This window comes from Streptomyces sp. P9-2, assembly GCF_051903975.1.
GTDB lineage: Bacteria > Actinomycetota > Actinomycetes > Streptomycetales > Streptomycetaceae > Streptomyces > Streptomyces cellulosae.
The window spans coordinates 1530134-1548380 of the sequence record NZ_CP192633.1; the positions used below are offsets into that span (position 1 = coordinate 1530134).

The following is an 18247-nucleotide window of genomic DNA, read 5'->3' on the forward strand; positions in this document are numbered from 1 at the left end:
GCGCCGTCCCCGTTCCGGAGGCCTCAGAGACCTTCGGCTCTCCAGGCCACCAGACCCGCCCGATCCACCTGGTCGAAGCCCACCGCGAACGGCTTCTGACCCTCACCGGTCACCACGTGGATGCTGCACTGCGTGACGCTGTCGCCCGTCGGGACGGTCGCGAAGATCCAGTCGGACGGGCAGCCGGGAACCTCCGAGTCCATGAAGTAGTGGCTCTTCTCCGGGATCTGCCGGCCGTCCCGCGTGAGGAGGCGGATGCGGTCGGACTGGTCGTTGTAGAGGTCCGACGTGTCGGTGTTGGTGTAGGTGACCGAGACGTAGTACGGCACGCCGCGTCGCTCCTCCTCGGTGAGAGGGAGACCCGCGTCCTTGAGGTCGGCCATGTTGCCCCGGCGTACGGACACCGGAGTGGCGGGCAGTTCGAGGATGCCGTCCTCGTCGGCGCCGTGCCGGACCGGGATGACGTCTCCCGGCTCCGCCAGCCCGGCCGAGACCGTCTCCACGCCGCCGTCGACGGGCCAGACCGCGACGGCGGCGGTCTCGTCGTGGTAGCCGCCGGCGTAGTGCAGCACGGACAGCACCCCGACACCCTCCGGCAGTGCGTAGGTCACGCAGACCTCGTAGGAGGCGCCGGGTGCCAGTGTCTCCGGCGGGAAGTTCGCGCACGGCAGATCGGCTCCTCCCGGCCTGCCGCCGCTGAGGTGGGCCTCCTGCCCGTCCTCCCAGTCGGTGCCCATGAGGACGAGATCGCTGTCCACCATGAACGGGTCGGGGATCCTCCTCGGGCCGGTGTTGGTGACCTCGAAGGTGAGGTAGTGAGGGACCGTGCCCTTCAGTTCCTCGCCCACACGGGCCCCGCGCATGTCCTTCTCCGAGCCCCGGACCAGGCTCCTGACCGTGATCCGGACCGTGTGCGGCCGGTCGTCGACGTCCGTGTGGACGACGTCCCGGGCGCCGGTCCGCACCGGCAGGTCGGTCCAGGAGGCCGGCCTCTCCGACGTTCCGACCACCGCCCCGCCCGCGTCGCGCTCCCCTGCGCACCCGGCGAGGAGAAGCAGGACCGCCGCGCCCATGGCGGCCTTCCCGAACTGGCTGGACAGGCGCATCGAGCTTCCTTGCTGTACGGGGAACCGGAGCCGCCGGAGGACTGACGCATCGTAGGACGCTGTGCGGTGACCCGGCGGTGGGGGACGGTCTGTCCCGGTCGCACGACGTGATGAGCCCGCTCCGTGGGTCACCCTCGTGGAATCCGTCCGGTCTGGGCAGACTGGGCCCATGGCTGCGTGGGCGTTGAGCAAGGGGTCCAACTGTTCCGTCGAGGTGCCTGTCGTGCGGGCCGAGCTGGCGTGGGCGGTGGGGCCCGGGGTGCCCGACATCGACGCGTCCGCCCTGCTGCTGACGTCGGTGGGGCGGGTGCGGGACGACGGGGACTTCGTGTTCTACAACCAGCCGCGTCACGCCTCCGAGGCCGTGCGGCACCTGGGCAAGCGGCATGCCGACGGGGCCGCCACCGACACCGTCGAGGTGGACCTGCGTTCCCTGGAGCCGGCCGTCGAGCGGATCGTGCTCGGGGCGTCGGCCGACGGCGGGACCTTCGGACAGGTGCCCGGCCTGGTGCTGCGGCTGCTGGACGCCGCCTCGGACGCGGAGATCGCCCGCTTCGACATGGCGGCAGGGACCGAGACCGCCTTCATCGGCGGCGAGCTGTACCGGCGGCAGGGCGCCTGGAAGTTCCGCGCGGTCGGCCAGGGGTACGCCTCCGGCCTCGCCGGACTCGCCACGGACTTCGGCATCACCGTCGACGACCCCGCCCAGACCCCCCTCGTCACCGCGCCTGTGCCCCCCTTGCCGCCTCCGCCGGCCGATCCGGGGCCGCCCGGACCGTCCCCGTCCGGCGCCGCCCGCCCCGGCAAGGGCGAGGAACGGCTCCCCGTCGACATGCGCAAGCGGCTGTCCCTGCGCAAGGAGCAGGTCGCCGTCAGCCTGCGCAAACACGGCGCCGCCGACGTCACCGCACGCGTGATCCTCGTGCTGGACGCCTCCGGGTCGATGTCCTTCCTGTACTCCAAGGGCGCCGTCGCCGACGTCGTCGAGCGGATGGCGGCCGTCGCCGCGCAACTGGACGACGACGGGGAGATGCAGGCCTGGACGTTCGCCACCACCCCCGCCCGGCTGCCCGACCTGCGGCTGGGGGAGCTTCCCGAGTGGCTGCGGCTGCACGTCCGCGTGGGGGAGATCTCCCTGTTCCGGCGCAAGCGCAAGAAGGGCCTCGACCCGAGCCAGGTCGACATGCGCGAGGTCGGCATCCAGAACGAGGAGCAGAAGGTCATCGCGGAGGTGCGCGCGTACGTACGGGAGAACCCGGTGCCCGCCCCCACACTCGTGCTGTTCTTCTCCGACGGCGGCGTCTACCGCAACGCCGAGATCGAGGCGCAGCTGCGCGAGGCCGTCGAGGAGCCGGTGTTCTGGCAGTTCGTGGGGCTCGGGCATGCGAATTACGGCGTCCTGGAGCGGTTCGACACGCTGCCCGGGCGGCGCGTCGACAACGTCGGCTTCTTCTCCGTCGACGACATCAGCAGGGTCCCGGACGCCGAGCTGTACGACCGGCTGCTGTCCGAGTTCCCGCAGTGGATCAGGGCGGCGCGCGGGGCGGGCATCCTCTGACCCCCCGCCCCCGTCGCGCAGCCTGGCGGCTACTCCGGCTGGTGTTCCGGGCCCCCGAAGTCCGGGCTCGACCAGTCCGGGCTGGAGTAGCTGGGGCGGGTGCCCCGGTGCGCCCCGTCGTCGGGGCTGGAGAAGCCCGGCCGGTCGTACCCCAGGTTCGGGATGCGGCTGGTCGGCGCGGGCGGCGCCGTGTGCTGGAGCGCCGTGGCCCCCGCGGGGTCGGCGAGCGCCTCCCGCAGGAACGGCACGATGCCCCGTTCCAGCAGCGCCTCACGCCAGGCGTCCCGCGCCTGGGCCACCTCCTCGTCGAGTTCGCGGTACGTCCCGCCGAGCGCCGACGGCTTGTTGCGCAGCGCGGTGAGCAGCAGGCCCACCCCGGCGACGAGGATGGCGACCGCCGTGACCGCGCCGAACACCCAGCCGGTGGTCAGCATTGTCCGCGCGAACTCGTTATCCGAGTCGAGCGTCCGCAGGACGAAGCCGACGAGCAGGAATATCGCGGCGGCGGTCCCGGCCAGGACCGGCGCCAGGACGGCGACGACGGCCGCCACCCCCGCTCCGGCGGCCTCGGCCATCTCGCCCATCGACGCGGCGAACCCCGCCGCGCCGGTGACGCCCGGATCTTCGGTGCCCGCGTCGCGCACGGCCGGGGTGACCGTGGGCGGCCTGCGCGCCTCCTCGCGGACCTTCACGTAGTGCTGGTACTCCGTCGCCGCGGCCGCGCTGATGAGCGCGGTGGCGTTCAGCGCCATCGTGCGCAGCTGCTCCGAGTTGAGCCGCTGTCCCACAGCGGCCAGCTCCGGGTTGTGCGGTGCGGAGCGCAGCGCCTCATCGAGAATCCGCTCGTAGTCCTGGCGGTCCTCGCTCAGCAGGTGCTGCGGAACGCTGTTCATGTGCATCCCCCGATGCTCCGTAGGGCTTGGGGCTCGGCATGCTGACGAGCCGTCGGGCAGAAACGGAGGGGAGCCTGCTACGGATAAGCCGATGGTAGAGCGGTGACGGCGCGCGGTGACAGGGGGTCTGCGGAAATTGCCGTCCCCGGGATGCGGTCGAGGGCCGCCTCAACGCGGCCCGCGCACCCCTCAGTTGGTCAACGGCAACTGTCGTACCAGCAGTTTTCCTGCCATCGTCACGCCGCCGTCCATCGCGATGGCGAGTCCGTCGGCGTACACGTGCGGTTCGGCCACCACGGGGCCGCCGTCGTCCTCGCCGTCCTCGGAGCCGACCTCGCCCAGGAGATACGGGATCGGGCTGTGCCCGTGAACGACCCGGGTGCCGCCGTACGTATTGAGCAGGGAGCGCACCGCGTCGGCGCCGCCCTCGTCCCGGAAGGAGAACCGCTTGGTGAACTTGCGGAACAGGTCCCAGACCTCGTCGGCGTCGTTGCGCGTGAGGGTCTCGCGGACCGTGTCGTTGACCTCTTCGATCGAACGGCCGTAGTCGAGGTAGGCGGTGGTGTCCGAGTGCAGCAGCAGATGGCCGTCGACCTCCTCGACGGCGTCGAGGCGGGCCATCCACTGCAGGTGGTGGTCCTGGAGGCGGTCCATGTCGGTCTTCTGGCCGCCGTTCAGCAGCCAGGCCGCCTGGAAGGTGGCGGTGCCCGCGCCGGAGTTGACGGGCGTGTCGCCGAACCGCTTCGCGCCGATCAGCAGCAGTTCGTGGTTGCCCATGAGGGCCTTGCAGTACCCGCCGGCCGCGGCGGCCTCGGCGGACAGCCGCATCACCAGGTCGATGACGCCGATGCCGTCCGGGCCGCGGTCGGTGAAGTCGCCGAGGAACCACAGGCGCGCGGTGCCGGCGCACCAGTTGCCCGCGGCGTCGATGAGGCCCTGCTCCTGGAGGGCGGCCACCAGCTCGTCCAGATAGCCGTGGACGTCGCCGACCACGTACAGGGGGCCCTTGCCGGTGGCGGGCTGCTGGGCGGGCGCGGCCACGGGGTCGACGGTCACCTGGACCGTGTCACCCCGGTTGATGACGGGAAGGTCCCGCTGGGTCGGCGTGTACCCCTCCGGGTACGCCTCCTCGGCCGGCGGCACGACGTCACCGGGGTGCGTGCCGCTGTGGACGTACGGACCGGTCTCGTGGACGTACGCGGGCACCCGGAAGTCGCGCAACGTCGCCGTTCGCTCCACCTCGGGTCCCTGACCGGCCCCCTGAGTCATCGACCCCTCCACCATCGCGCCGCATCTGCACCGCGTCGGACTGCCTGGTCGCAGCGGCCCGCGGTGTCGTGGGCCCATCATAGGAATGCGGATCGCGCCGTGTGATGACCCAGGGGTGGTGAATCAGAACAGGACTCCGGTTCATCGCGGCTTTCATCCCGTTTGCGGTGGTCTCCGGCCCGTCGAATGGTGTTCGACACCGGCGCGCGGCCGTCCCCGAACGCCCCACGAACGCCGGATCGGGCTCGCCGGGCGCCCGGCCGGTGGCCCGGATTCCGTTTCCGGGCCCGTCCGGTCATCCCCTCGGCGCGCGATCCGCGCCGTACCCCCTGAGCTCACGCCCCCGCACCCCTCAGTCGACCCGACCGTCCCGCGGGCCGGCCGGTCCGTCTTCCCCGGGAGCCTCGGGCGGACCGGGTTCCACCTCGCTTCACCCCTCCGGAAGCGGGGCATTCCCCCTGGTACTCCGGCCCCTCGTGCCCCCGGGTGTTCATGTGCCCTGCGGCGACCTCGGCGGGCTGACCGTCGTGCGGGGCGGCCGGCGCTGCGAGGACGTGCGCACGATCAGCTCGGTCGGTATCACCTGCTCGACCGGCTGGTCCGACTCGACCCCCTCGATGGCGTCGATCAGCAGTTGCACCACCGCCGTGCCGATGCGGCGTGGTTTCAGGGAAAGCGTGGTGACGGGCGGCTCGGTGTTGGCGTACACCGTGGACTCGCTGCAGCAGACGAGAAGCAGGTCCTCCGGCACGCGCAGCCCGTAGCGGCGGGCCGCGGCGAGCAGATCCGTGCCGTTGGGGTCGAAGAGGCCGTAGACCGCGTCGGGGCGGTCCGGGCGGGCGAGCAGCCGGTCGGCGGCGACGGCGCCCGCGCACGGGTCGTGCGCCGGGTACGCCTCGTACACCGGGTCCTGCCCCACCCGCTCGCACCAGCGAAGGTACGCCGTGGTCGACAGGTGGGTGTACGTGTCGGTGGTGGTGCCGGTCAGCAGGCCGATGCGGCGGGCTCCGGCGGCGGCGAGATGGTCGAGGATGCCGAGCACGGCGGCCTCGTGGTCGTTGTCGACCCAGGCCGTGACCGGCAGGGAGCCGGCCGGGCGGCCGTCGGAGACCACGGGTAAGCCCTGGCGGACCAGCTCGCTGACCACCGGGTCCTGGTCGGAGGGGTCGATGACCACCGTGCCGTCCAGGGCCACGTTGGACCACACGTCGTGACGGGAGGTCGCGGGCAGGATGACGAGGGCGTAGCCGCGGGCGAGCGCGGCGGAGGTGGCGGCCCGCGCCATCTCGGCGAAGTACGCGAACTCCGTGAAGGTGAAAGGTTCATCCCCGTACGTCGTCACGGTCAGGCCGATGAGTCCGGACTTCCCGGTGCGGAGCGTTCGGGCGGCGGCCGAGGGGCGGTACCCCAGTCTTTCGGCCACCTCGCGGACGTGGCGCCGGGTGGCGTCCGGGAGCCGGCCTTTGCCGTTGAGGGCGTCGGAGACGGTCGTGATGGAGACTCCGGCGGCGGCGGCCACGTCCCTGATGCCCGCTCGACCCGGCCGGCTGCCTCGGCGTGAGGTTTCCGCGCGGCTCACCTGGTGCTTCCCTGCTGCTGTCATGGCGAGCCGATAGTAGGGCTCATGCGGTGGGGTAGGGCGGACGCATATGCACGCGTTGACAGGCACGTTTCTGCATGATCATTGTGCCTCAATCGCCGTGGAAACCATGGGTGTTGAACGGTTCAATGCCAGTCCCTGACGTGTCGGTGCATGCGCGCCTGGCGAGGGTGCGATGTTGCGAAGAGGTCTCAACTCACCTGCACGGGTGACGCGCGCCACGGCGCGAACCACCGGCGCGTAGATATATGTGCGGCGCGCCCCTGGCCCGCACGCCCTTCGCACCCGTACGGGCGATGTTGCCTGTGTTGTCCCTGTGACGCGTGAGAAAGAAGGCCCGGTCGCCGCCCCTGTACGCAACGACGCCGAATCCTCATAAGGTGAGGAGTATTGGATGTCGGCGGCGGTCATGGGCCGCCGGTCTTCGCGAGGAGGACTGCGGTGAGCGAGACGAGCCCCAAGCTGCGCGCCGAGCTGGAGGGGATCCCCACCTACAAGCCGGGCAAGCCCGCGGCGGCCGACGGGCCGGTGGCGTACAAGCTGTCCTCCAACGAGAACCCCTATCCGCCGCTGCCCGGCGTGATGGAGACGGTGGCGGCCGCCGCCTCCACCTTCAACCGCTACCCGGACATGGCCTGCACCGCCCTCACGGCCGAGCTGGCCGAGCGGTTCGGGGTGCCGGCGTCCCACGTGGCGACGGGCACCGGCTCGGTCGGCGTGGCCCAGCAGCTGCTGCAGGCCACCTCGGGCCCCGGCGACGAGGTGATCTACGCCTGGCGCTCCTTCGAGGCCTACCCGATCATCACGCAGATCAGCGGTGCCACGTCCGTGCAGGTCCCGCTGACCGACGGCGACGTGCACGACCTGGACGCGATGGCCGACGCGATCACCGACCGGACCCGGCTGATCTTCGTCTGCAACCCCAACAACCCGACCGGCACCGTGGTGCGCCGCGCCGAGCTGGAACGGTTCCTCGACCGGGTGCCCCGCGACGTCCTGGTGGTGCTGGACGAGGCCTACCGCGAGTTCATCCGCGACACCGAGGTGCCGGACGGCGTGGAGATCTACCGCAAACGGCCCAACGTCTGCGTCCTGCGCACCTTCTCCAAGGCGTACGGTCTCGCCGGCCTGCGCGTCGGCTTCGCCATCGCCCACGAGCCGGTGGCCGCGGCGCTGCGCAAGACGGCGGTGCCGTTCGGTGTGAGCCAGATCGCACAGGAGGCGGCCATCGCCTCGCTGCGCGCCGAGGACGAGCTGATCGGCCGGGTCGGCTCCCTGGTCTGCGAGCGCAACCGGGTGGTCGAGGGGCTGCGCGCCCAGGGGTGGACGGTGCCCGAGACCCAGGCCAACTTCGTGTGGCTGCGGCTGGGGGAGCGCACCGTGGCGTTCGCGCAGGCGTGCGAGCAGGCGGGTGTGGTCGTCCGGCCGTTCCCCGGCGAGGGCGTGCGCGTCACTGTCGGTGAGACGGAGGCGAACGACATCTTCCTGAAGGTCGCGGAGGAGTTCCGCGCCCAGGTCTGAGCTGTACGGATGTGAAGCGGCCGGCGGCTGGTCCGCCGGCCGCTTCCGTGTGTCCGGGGCCGGTCGCACGCCTCCACCGAATGAGTTCCGGCGAAGGGGTTGACGTCACACAGGACCCCCCTTCCGGGTCGGAAAAGCAGTAGGTCATAATTGCTTGTGAATGTGAACGCGTTCACAAGCGCATCCCGTTTCTCCCGAGATGGACGGGGACGGAGCGGGACCGCGGCTGCTGCACCACGGCGAAGTAAGGAGCGACGACGTGGATCTGGCTCTGGCGCCGGAGACCCTGGCGCGATGGCAGTTCGGCATCACCACCGTCTACCACTTCCTCTTCGTTCCCCTGACGATCTCGCTCGCCGCCCTCGTCGCCGGGCTGCAGACCGCCTGGGTGCGGACGGAGAAGGAGAAGTACCTCAGGGCGACGAAGTTCTGGGGCAAGCTCTTCCTGATCAACATCGCGATGGGTGTCGTCACCGGCATCGTGCAGGAGTTCCAGTTCGGTATGAACTGGTCCGACTACTCACGCTTCGTCGGTGACGTCTTCGGCGCCCCGCTCGCCTTCGAGGCGCTGATCGCCTTCTTCTTCGAGTCCACCTTCATCGGCCTGTGGATCTTCGGCTGGGACCGGCTGCCGAAGAAGATCCATCTGGCCTGTATATGGATGGTGTCGATCGGCACGCTGCTGTCGGCGTACTTCATCCTCGCCGCCAACTCCTGGATGCAGCACCCGGTCGGCTACCGGATGAACGGGGAGAAGGGCCGCGCCGAGCTCACCGACTTCTGGCTCGTGCTGACCCAGAACACCACGCTCAACCAGGTCTTCCACAGCTTCTCGGCGGCCTTCCTCACCGGCGGCGCCTTCATGGTCGGCATCGCGGCCTTCCACCTGATGCGCAGGAAGCACATCCCGGTGATGCGCACCTCGCTGCGGCTCGGCCTGGTCACCCTGGCGGTCGGCGGACTGTTCACCGCGATCAGCGGCGACACCCTCGGCAAGGTCATGTACGAGCAGCAGCCGATGAAGATGGCCGCCGCCGAGGCCCTCTGGGACGGCGAGGAACCGGCGCCCTTCTCCGTCTTCGCCTACGGCGACGTCGACGAGGGGCACAACAAGGTCGCCCTGGAGATCCCCGGCCTGCTGTCCTTCCTCGCCCACAGCGACTTCGAGTCGTACGTGCCCGGCATCAACGACACGAACGAGGCGCTGCAGGAGAAGTTCGGGCCCGGCGACTACAAGCCGATCGTGCCCGTCGCCTACTGGGGCTTCCGCTGGATGATCGGGTTCGGCATGGCCTCCTTCTCGCTGGGTCTGTTGGGGCTGTGGCTCACCCGGAAGAAGTTCCTGCTGCCGGCCGCGTACCGCACCGGCGAGGACGAGGTGCCGCATCTGGTGCTGCTGAAGCGCCCGCTCGGCTCCCGGCTGACCCGGCTGTACTGGCTGGCCGCGGTGTGGACGATGGCCTTCCCACTGATCGCCAACGCCTGGGGCTGGATCTTCACCGAGATGGGCCGTCAGCCCTGGGTCGTCTACGGCGTCATGCGCACCGAGGACGCGGTCTCCCCCAACGTGTCGCAGGCCGAGGTCATCACCTCGATGTCCGTCTTCACCCTGCTCTACGCCGTGCTGGCCGTCATCGAGGTCCGGCTGCTCGTCAAGTACGTCAAGGCGGGGCCGCCCGAGCTGAGCGACTCCGACCTCAACCCGCCCACGAAGATCGGCGGCGACGTCCATGACGCCGACAAGCCGATGGCCTTCTCGTACTAGGCCGAGGGAGCTGCACTGTCATGGAATTGCACGACGTCTGGTTCGTCCTCATCGCCGTCCTGTGGACCGGCTACTTCTTCCTCGAGGGCTTCGACTTCGGGGTCGGCGTCCTGACCCGGCTGCTGGCCCGCGACCGGGCCGAGAAGCGGGTGCTCATCAACACCATCGGGCCGGTGTGGGACGGCAACGAGGTCTGGCTGCTCACGGCCGGCGGCGCCACCTTCGCCGCCTTCCCCGAGTGGTACGCCACCCTCTTCTCCGGCTTCTACCTGCCGCTGCTGGCCATCCTGATCTGCCTGATCGTCCGCGGTGTCGCCTTCGAGTACCGGGCCAAGCGGCCCGAGGAGAACTGGCAGCGCAACTGGGAGACGGCGATCTTCTGGACCTCGCTGGTTCCGGCGTTCCTGTGGGGTGTCGCCTTCGGCAACATCGTGCGCGGGGTGAAGCTCGACGCCGACTTCGAGTACGTGGGCACCCTCGGGGACCTGCTCAACCCGTACGCCCTGCTGGGCGGTCTGGTCACGCTCACCCTGTTCACCCTCCACGGCACGGTGTTCACGGCCCTCAAGACCGTCGGGGAGATCCGGGAACGGGCACGGAAGCTGGCCCTGAAGGTGGGTCTGGCCGCCGCCGTGCTGGCCCTGGTCTTCCTGCTGTGGACGCAGGTCGAGAGCGGTGACGGGACCAGCCTGGTGGCGTCCGGCGTGGCGGTCGCCTCGCTGGTCGCGGCCCTGGGAGCCAACCAGGCCGGCCGTGAGGGATGGGCGTTCACCCTGTCCGGCGTCACGATCGTGGCCGCGGTGGCCATGCTCTTCCTGACGCTGTTCCCGAACGTCATGCCCTCCACCCTGGACCCCGCGTGGAGCCTGACCGTCACCAACGCCTCGTCCAGCCCGTACACGCTGAAGATCATGACCTGGCTCGCGGTCCTCGCCACCCCGCTGGTGCTGCTGTACCAGGGCTGGACCTACTGGGTCTTCCGCAAGCGGATCGGCACCCAGCACATCGCCGACCCCGTGCACTGAGGGTGTGTTTCACGTGAAACCGATCGACCCCCGGCTCCTGCGGTACGCGCGTGCCACCCGCGCCTTCCTGGCAGCGATCGTCGGCCTCGGGGCCGTCGGCGCGGGACTGGTCGTCGCCCAGGCCATGCTCATCGCCGAGATCGTGGTCGGCTCGTTCCAGGACGGCCTCTCCGTCGGTGAGCTGCGCACGCCGCTGCTGCTGCTCGTCGCGGTGGCGGCCGGCCGGGGCCTGGTCGGCTGGCTGACCGAGCTGGCCGCGCACCGGGCGAGCGCCGCTGTGAAGTCGGAGCTGCGGGGCCGGTTGCTGGACCGGGCGACGTCCCTGGGTCCGGGGTGGCTGGACGGACAGCGCACCGGGTCGCTGGTCACCCTGGCGACCCGGGGCGTCGACGCCCTCGACGGCTACTTCTCGCGCTATCTCCCCCAGCTGGGCCTCGCGGTGGTCGTCCCGGCCGCCGTGCTGGCGCGGATTGTCACGGAGGAGTGGGTGTCGGCGGCGATCATCGTCGGCACCCTGCCGCTCATCCCGGTCTTCATGGTGCTGATCGGCTGGGCCACGCAGAACCGGATGGACCGGCAGTGGCTGCTGCTGTCGCGGCTGTCCGGGCACTTCCTGGACGTCGTCGCCGGGCTGCCGACGCTGAAGGTCTTCGGGCGGGCCAAGGCGCAGGCCGAGTCCATCCGCGCCATCACCGCCGAGTACCGGCGCGCGACCATGCGGACGCTGCGGATCGCCTTCATCTCGTCGTTCGCGCTGGAGCTGCTCGCCACTCTCTCGGTGGCGCTGGTCGCCGTGACCATCGGCATGCGCCTGGTCCACGGTGACCTGGACCTGTACACCGGTCTGCTCATCCTGATCCTGGCGCCGGAGGCGTATCTGCCGCTGCGTCAGGTGGGGACGCAGTACCACGCGGCGGCGGAAGGGCTGGGCGCGGCCGAGGAGATCTTCACGGTGCTGGAGACGCCCGTACCCGCGGCGGGGAAGGGCACAGTGCCGCAGGGCGCCCTTGCCTTCGAGGACGTGACGGTCCGATATCCGGGCCGGGCCGTCGATGCCGTGACAGACGTGTCCTTCACCGTCGCCCCCGGCGAGACGGTCGCCCTGGTCGGACCGAGCGGGGCCGGGAAGTCCACGCTGCTCAGCGCCGCGCTGGGCTTCGTCCGCCCCGACGCGGGCCGGGTGAGCGTCGGAGGGGCCGGCCTCAGCGGACTCGACCTCAGCGAGTGGCACCGCCGCGTGGCCTGGGTGCCGCAGCGGCCGCATCTGTACGCCGGGACGATCGCGGAGAACGTCCGGCTGGCCCGCCCCGACGCGGACGACGCGGCAGTGCGGCGCGCGCTGCGGGACGCGGGCGCGCTGGACTTCGTGGACGCCCTCCCCCACGGCGCCGACACCGTGCTGGGCGAGGACGGGGCGGGCCTCTCGGCCGGGCAGCGTCAGCGGCTCGCCCTGGCCCGCGCGTTCCTCGCGGACCGGCCCGTGCTGCTGCTCGACGAGCCGACGGCCGCTCTCGACGGGGCCACGGAGGCCGAGGTCGTGGAGGCGGTACGGCGGCTGGCGGAGGGCCGGACGGTGCTGCTCGTGGTGCACCGCCCGGCGCTGCTGGCCGTGGCCGACCGGGTGGTTCGGCTGGCGGTGCCTGAAGCGCACGACGGGGTCGCGGCCGTCGCGGCGGGGCGGACGGACGCGGACACGGTGTCGGTGACGGCACCCGAGAAGGGCTCCGAATCTGAGACGGTCGCGCCCACCGATCCGACCCCCGGCCGTGTACTCGCCCGGGTCCGTGCCCTCTCGGGCGCCCGGCGGGGGAGGATCACGCTCGCGCTGCTCCTCGGCACCCTCGCCCTGGGCAGCGCCGTCGGCCTCATGGCGACGTCCGGCTGGCTCATCTCCCGCGCCTCGCAGCAGCCGCCGGTGCTGTACCTGATGGTGGCCGTCACCGCGACGCGCGCCTTCGGCATCGGCCGGGCCGTGTTCCGCTACGCCGAGCGCCTGGTGTCCCACGACGCCGTGCTGCGCATGCTGGCGGACACCCGGGTCGCGGTCTACCGGCGGCTGGAACGCCTCGCGCCCGCCGGACTGCGCGGCACCCGCCGGGGCGACCTGCTGACCCGGCTGGTCTCCGACGTCGACGCACTCCAGGACTACTGGCTGCGCTGGCTGCTCCCGGCCGGCGCCGCCGTCGCCGTGTCCGCCCTGTCCGTCGGCTTCACCGCGTGGCTCCTGCCCGAGGCCGGCGCCGTGCTCGCGGCCGGGCTCCTGCTGGCGGGCGCGGGCGTCCCGCTGCTCACCGCCGCCGTCGCACGGCGTACCGAGCGCCGGCTGGCCCCGGCCCGCGGCGACCTCGCCACCCGGGTGACCGACCTGCTCACCGGCACCGCCGAACTGACCGTCGCCGGGGCGCTTCCCGCCCGGTCCGAGGGGACGCGGCGGGCCGACGGCGTGCTGACCCGCATCGCCTCCCGCTCCGCCGCCGTCACCGGTGCAGGGGACGGGCTCACCGCTCTCATCTCCGGGCTGACCGTGGCCGCCGCCGCGCTCGTCGGCGTGCAGGGCGTGACCTCCGGCCGGCTCGACGGCGTGGCCCTGGCCGTGGTGGTCCTCACCCCGCTGGCCGCGTTCGAGGCGGTGCTCGGCATGCCCCTCGCCGTGCGCTACCGGCAGCGGGTGCGCCGCAGCGCGGAGCGCGTGTACGAGGTGCTGGACGCGCAGCCACCCGTACGCGAGCCGGAGACGCCTCGGCAGGCGCCCGTGTCGCCGTTCCCGCTCACCCTCAAGGGGCTTGCCGCCCGCCACCCCGGGCAGGACCGGGACGCGCTCGCCGGGGTGGACCTGACGCTGGAACAGGGGCGCCGCGTCGCGGTGGTCGGTCCCTCCGGCTCCGGCAAGACGACCCTCGCCCAGGTGCTGCTGCGGTTCCTGGACCCCGGGGCCGGTTCCTACACGCTCGCGGGTGTGGACGCGCGCGCCCTGGACGGGGACGACGTACGGCGGATGGTGGGGCTGTGCGTGCAGGACGCGCACCTGTTCAACAGCTCCGTGCGGGAGAACCTGCTGCTGGCGCGGAAGAACGCGACCGGGACCGACCTGCGCGACGCGCTCCGCCGGGCCCGGCTGCTGGACTGGGTGGACGGACTGCCGGACGGTCTGGACACGCTGGTCGGCGAACACGGTGCGCGGCTGTCCGGGGGCCAGCGGCAGCGGCTCGCCCTGGCGCGGGCCCTGCTGGCGGACTTCCCCGTGCTGGTGCTGGACGAGCCCGCCGAGCACCTCGACCTGCCGACCGCGGACGCGCTCACGGCCGATCTGCTGGCCGCGACCGAGGGCCGCACCACCGTTCTCGTCACCCACCGGCTGGCCGGCCTGGAGGCGGTGGACGAGGTGATCGTGCTGGACGCGGGACGGGTGGTGCAGCGCGGGCCGTACGAGGAACTCCGAGCCGTCGACGGGCCGTTGCGGGACATGGCGCTGCGCGAGGAGGAGGCGGGAGAGCTGGTGGCGGTGTCCTGACCGAGCCTGCCGCCCACGCACGAGGGGGCCGCCCCGACACAGCGTCGGGACGGCCCCCTCCGGCACGTCAGACGAGCCAGCCCACGAGGTGGACGACACCGGCGAGCAGCTCGGTCAGAACGTTCATGGCAGATCCTCCTGTGATGTGCAGCGCGTGCGTGGGACTACGCACGCTCCATGCGCGGGAACGCATGGGGGACATGCGCAAGACACCGGTCTGCAGCCCGTTGCTTGTGCCCTACAAGGATTACCGGGTCACTCGGACCACCGCAGCCACATGGGCATCAGACACCCGATCTGAGGAGTGTCTGACCCTCAGTTCGATTCGTGAGGGGAGGCTTGGTGAACGGGGGTTGACTGCTCGTCATACACGCTGCCCTCCGGACGACCGTCGAAGCATCCGTCCGGGGGCGTGTCCTCCCCCATGTGTACGACGTGAACGCGCCTCCCGCCCCGGGGCGGGGACAGGATCGCAGGCATGCGTCTCACCCGCCGTCGTCCGCTGCTCGTCGCCGTGCTGTTCTGCGCGCTCGCCGTGCTCGCCGCCCGGCCCGCCGACGGCGACGGATCCCACGCCCCCGGTCATGGCTCCTCCGCCGTCAGCGCCGAGGTGGCTCGGCTGTACGAGGAGGCGGCGAAGGCCACCGAGCGGTACGAGGCCGGGCGCGAGGAGGCGGAGAAGCAGCGGGAGCTGGCCCAGCGGCTGGAGGAGCGGCTCGACCGCGAACGGCAGGAGGCCGCCGTGCTCCGCGAGGACCTGGGCCGGATCGCCAGCTCCCAGTACCGGGACGGCGGCGGGCTGCCGCTGACCGCGCACATGCTCCTCGCCGACGACCCCGAGCAGTTGATGCGCGGTCAGCGTGTTGTGCACCACGCCGAGGTGACGCTGGACCAGGCGCTCGGCCGCAGCGGGCGGGCCGAGGCGCGGCTCGCCCGGGACGAGGCGAAGGCCGCGGCGGCCTGGAAGAAGCTGGAGAAGCGGAACGAGGAACTCGCCGCGCTGCAGCGGGACATCGAGGAGAAGCTCGAGACGGCGCGCTGGAAGCTCCAGGGCGAGGCGGACGCCTCGGTGGCATCGGGCTCCTGCCGTGGCGCCGTACGGCTCGACCAGCCGCCGTTGCAGTACGGCACCCCGTGGGTGGCGCCCGTGGAGGGGTACGAGCTGTCCGCCTCCTACGGCAGCGGCGGCGCGCGCTGGGCGAACCGGCACACCGGGCAGGACTTCGCGGTGCCGATCGGGACGCCGGTGCGGTCCGTGGGCAGCGGCACCGTGGTGAAGGTGTCCTGCGGCGGCGCGTTCGGCATCGAGATCGTGGTCGAGCACCCGGGCGGCTACTGCACCCAGTACGCGCACCTGGCCGCCGTCGCCGTCGACCAGGGGGAGCGGGTGTCCCCCGGGCAGTGGATCGGCCAGTCCGGAACCAGCGGCAACTCCACCGGCCCGCACCTGCACTTCGAGGTGCGGGTGACCCCGGAGATGGGGTCGTCGGTGGACCCGGTGCGGTGGCTCGCCGAGCACGGGGTGACGCTCTGAGCGCCGGCCCGACAGCGTCTGCCCCGCCCCGTCGGTAGTGCCTACACGCGCCCGTTCAGCAGCTGCTCGATCACCACGGCCACGCCGTCGTCGTTGTTGGCGACCGTGCGGCCCGAGGCGGCGGCGAGCACGTCCGGGTGGGCGTTGCCCATCGCGTACGAGCGGCCGGCCCAGGTCAGCATCTCGACGTCGTTCGGCATGTCGCCGAAGGCGACGACCTCCTCGTGGGAGATGCCGCGCTCGGCGCAGCACAGCGCGAGCGTGCTGGCCTTGGAGACGCCGGGCCCGCTGATCTCCAGCAGGGCGCTCGGGCTGGAGCGGGTCACGTTGGCGCGGTCCCCGATGGCCAGCCGGGCCAGGGTGAGGAACGCGTCCGGCTCCATCTCGGGGTGGTACGCCAGGATCTTGAGTACCGGCTCGGCGGCGGTGGGGGAGTCGTCGGCCAGCAGGTCCTCGGCGGGCGCCAGGTCGTCCGGCACCTCCATGTGCAGCTTCGGGTACGCGGGCTCCTGGTGGAAGCCGTACGTCTGCTCCACGGCGTACACCGTGCCCGGGGCGGCGTCGCGCAGCAGACCCACCGCGTCCAGGGCGTTGTCCCGCGGCAGCTCGCGGACCTTGACGAAGCGGTGCGCGCCCGGGCCGCCGTGCAGGTCGACGACGGCGGCGCCGTTGCCGCAGATGGCCAGGCCGTGGCCGTGCACATGGTCGCTGACCACGTCCATCCAGCGGGCCGGGCGGCCGGTGACGAAGAAGACCTCGATGCCCGCCTCCTCGGCGGCGGCCAGGGCGGCGACGGTCCGTGGGGACACCGACTTGTCGTCGCGGAGCAGGGTGCCGTCGAGGTCGGTGGCGATGAGCCGCGGTGGGGTGGCGGCGGCCGGGGTCTCGGGCTCTCGGATCGCTGAGGTCACCCGCTCATTGTCGCGCATATGCCCGCACGGCCGTGCGGGACTCCGCACATCTGAGTGATTACCGACGTCACCAGCGGCTTCACGACCCGCCTCGGAGGGGCGGCGCCCGTTGTCGCTCACCGCAGCTGCGCCGGAGCCTCCATCGCGATGCGTTCGAAGACCTTCTGGTCCGCCGCGAAGTCGGAGTCCGGGATGGGCCAGTGCACCACGATCTCGTTGAATCCCAGCTCGATGTGGCGGCCGGCGAAGTCGACGAACGCGTCCAGCGACTCCAGCGGACGGCCCCGCTCCGGGGTGAAGCCGGTGAGCAGGATCCTGTCCAGCTCGCCGGTGTCCCGGCCGATCTCGGCACAGGCGTCCGTGAGCTTCTCCACCTGACCGCGAATGGCCTGAACCGACTGCTCGGGCGTGCCGTCCTCGTACAGCTTCGGGTCGCCGGTGGTCACCCACGCCTGCCCGTACCGGGCCGCGAGCCGCAGTCCGCGCGGGCCGGTCGCCGCCACGGCGAAGGGCAGCCGGGGCCGCTGGACGCAGCCGGGGATGTTGCGTGCCTCGTGCGCCTGGTAGAAGTCGCCCTCGTACGACACGGCGTCCTCGGTGAGCAGCCGGTCCAGCAGGGGCACGAACTCGGCGAAGCGGTCGGCGCGCTCGCGCGGGGTCCACGGCTCCTGGCCGAGGGCGGTGGCGTCGAAGCCGGTGCCGCCCGCGCCGATGCCGAGGGTGACGCGGCCGTTGGAGATGTCGTCGAGGGAGATGAGCTCCTTGGCCAGGGTGACCGGGTGCCGGAAGTTCGGCGAGGTCACCAGCGTGCCCAGACGCATCCGCTCGGTCACGCCCGCGGCGGCGGTCAGGGTCGGGACGGCCCCGAACCACGGGCCGTCGCGGAAGCTGCGCCAGGACAGGTGGTCGTAGGTGTAGCCCGCGTGGAAGCCCAGCTCCTCGGCCCGCACCCAGGCGGAACGGCTGCCGTCGTGCCAGCGGCGGTACGGGAGGATCACGGTGCTCAGACGCAGGCTCATGCCCCGAGCCTAAGCGGCGCGTCCGGTTTCACGTGAAACACGTGAGTCTTCCCGGGGCCTCGCCGCTTACCCGTCACCGCACGCGGGCGCTCAGCCAGGGAGTGAGCACGACCATCGGGATGAACTCCTTGTGCGTCCGGTCCCCCGACAGCGGCACGACGAGGAAGTAGCCCGGCGGGAAGCGCCGCGCCTTCACACAGGCCAGCCCGTCGAAGAGCGAGCGCAGGAAGGCGGGCACGTCGTCGCGGGGGACGTCGGGGCACTCGACGCCCTCGACGTCGATCAGCGCATCGTCCTCCGGGTACAGGCGCACCCGCACCCGGGGCAGGCCGCCGAACTCGACGTAGGCCTCGTGCGGCAGGGAGCCGTCGGGGTCGGTGGTCACGCCGACGCCGGCCGCGGTGCGACGTGAGGTCTGGTCGGCGCCGATGTCGTGGGTGACCTCGATCTCGCGGCCGTACCGGTCGGCGAGGGCGCGGAGGGCGGTGACGGCGGCCTCGGTGGTGGGCAGATGCTCCATGCCGTCGATCCTGGC

The 18247-nt window shown here is 71.8% G+C and carries 13 protein-coding genes; 6 read left to right on the top strand and 7 right to left on the bottom strand.

Annotation, left to right across the window (positions count from 1 at the left end; translation table 11 throughout):
• Window positions 1–23: 23 nt before the first annotated feature.
• Window positions 24–1106: a hypothetical protein gene (locus tag ACQY0Z_RS07205; protein ID WP_439811985.1), complete on the bottom strand. Its 1083-nt coding sequence runs from the start codon at window positions 1104–1106 to the stop codon at window positions 24–26.
• Window positions 1107–1275: 169 nt separating this feature from the next.
• On the opposite strand from ACQY0Z_RS07205, the gene ACQY0Z_RS07210 reads away from it, so the two are divergent.
• Entirely contained in the window at window positions 1276–2664 is a 1389-nt protein-coding gene (locus tag ACQY0Z_RS07210; RefSeq protein WP_347226242.1) for a VWA domain-containing protein, read from the top strand.
• Window positions 2665–2693: 29 nt separating this feature from the next.
• Here the strand turns inward: ACQY0Z_RS07210 and ACQY0Z_RS07215 are convergent, their stop codons facing one another.
• The 3 genes from ACQY0Z_RS07215 to ACQY0Z_RS07225 form a co-directional block, all read right to left on the bottom strand.
• Window positions 2694–3563 carry a hypothetical protein gene (locus ACQY0Z_RS07215; protein WP_439811986.1) on the bottom strand — a complete coding sequence of 290 codons (870 nt, stop codon included), beginning with the start codon at window positions 3561–3563 and terminating at the stop codon, window positions 2694–2696.
• Window positions 3564–3746: 183 nt separating this feature from the next.
• A complete protein-coding gene (locus tag ACQY0Z_RS07220; RefSeq protein ID WP_254586573.1) occupies window positions 3747–4841 on the bottom strand; it encodes a metallophosphoesterase in 1095 nt (364 codons plus the stop codon).
• Between the two features lie 475 nt (window positions 4842–5316).
• Window positions 5317–6429, bottom strand: coding sequence for a substrate-binding domain-containing protein (locus ACQY0Z_RS07225; protein ID WP_189897140.1), 1113 nt, complete (start codon window positions 6427–6429; stop codon window positions 5317–5319).
• A 438-nt stretch (window positions 6430–6867) separates the two neighbouring features.
• Here ACQY0Z_RS07225 and hisC point away from each other — a divergent pair, with 438 nt between their 5' ends.
• From hisC to ACQY0Z_RS07250, 5 genes are all read left to right on the top strand, one after another.
• A complete protein-coding gene (gene hisC, locus ACQY0Z_RS07230; protein ID WP_254586574.1) occupies window positions 6868–7947 on the top strand; it encodes a histidinol-phosphate transaminase in 1080 nt (359 codons plus the stop codon).
• A gap of 259 nt (window positions 7948–8206) precedes the next feature.
• A complete protein-coding gene (locus tag ACQY0Z_RS07235) occupies window positions 8207–9712 on the top strand; it encodes a cytochrome ubiquinol oxidase subunit I (protein ID WP_189897143.1) in 1506 nt (501 codons plus the stop codon).
• 20 nt (window positions 9713–9732) lie between these two features.
• The gene (gene cydB, locus ACQY0Z_RS07240) at window positions 9733–10737 is read left to right on the top strand and encodes a cytochrome d ubiquinol oxidase subunit II (RefSeq protein WP_189897145.1); all 1005 of its coding nucleotides are present in this window, start codon (window positions 9733–9735) and stop codon (window positions 10735–10737) included.
• A 13-nt stretch (window positions 10738–10750) separates the two neighbouring features.
• Window positions 10751–14248, top strand: coding sequence for a thiol reductant ABC exporter subunit CydD (gene cydD / locus ACQY0Z_RS07245; RefSeq protein WP_439811987.1), 3498 nt, complete (start codon window positions 10751–10753; stop codon window positions 14246–14248).
• A 478-nt stretch (window positions 14249–14726) separates the two neighbouring features.
• Window positions 14727–15782, top strand: coding sequence for a M23 family metallopeptidase (locus ACQY0Z_RS07250; RefSeq protein ID WP_189897148.1), 1056 nt, complete (start codon window positions 14727–14729; stop codon window positions 15780–15782).
• 41 nt (window positions 15783–15823) lie between these two features.
• Here the strand turns inward: ACQY0Z_RS07250 and ACQY0Z_RS07255 are convergent, their stop codons facing one another.
• The 3 genes from ACQY0Z_RS07255 to ACQY0Z_RS07265 all read right to left on the bottom strand — a co-directional run bounded on the left by ACQY0Z_RS07255 (window position 15824) and on the right by ACQY0Z_RS07265 (window position 18232).
• Window positions 15824–16711 (bottom strand): Cof-type HAD-IIB family hydrolase, encoded by an 888-nt coding sequence (locus ACQY0Z_RS07255; protein WP_189897150.1) that lies wholly within the window; start codon window positions 16709–16711, stop codon window positions 15824–15826.
• A 98-nt stretch (window positions 16712–16809) separates the two neighbouring features.
• Window positions 16810–17712, bottom strand: a complete 903-nt coding sequence (locus tag ACQY0Z_RS07260) for an LLM class flavin-dependent oxidoreductase (RefSeq protein WP_189897151.1) — start codon at window positions 17710–17712, stop codon at window positions 16810–16812.
• A 73-nt stretch (window positions 17713–17785) separates the two neighbouring features.
• Entirely contained in the window at window positions 17786–18232 is a 447-nt protein-coding gene (locus ACQY0Z_RS07265) for a hypothetical protein (protein ID WP_189897153.1), read from the bottom strand.
• Window positions 18233–18247: the final 15 nt, after the last annotated feature.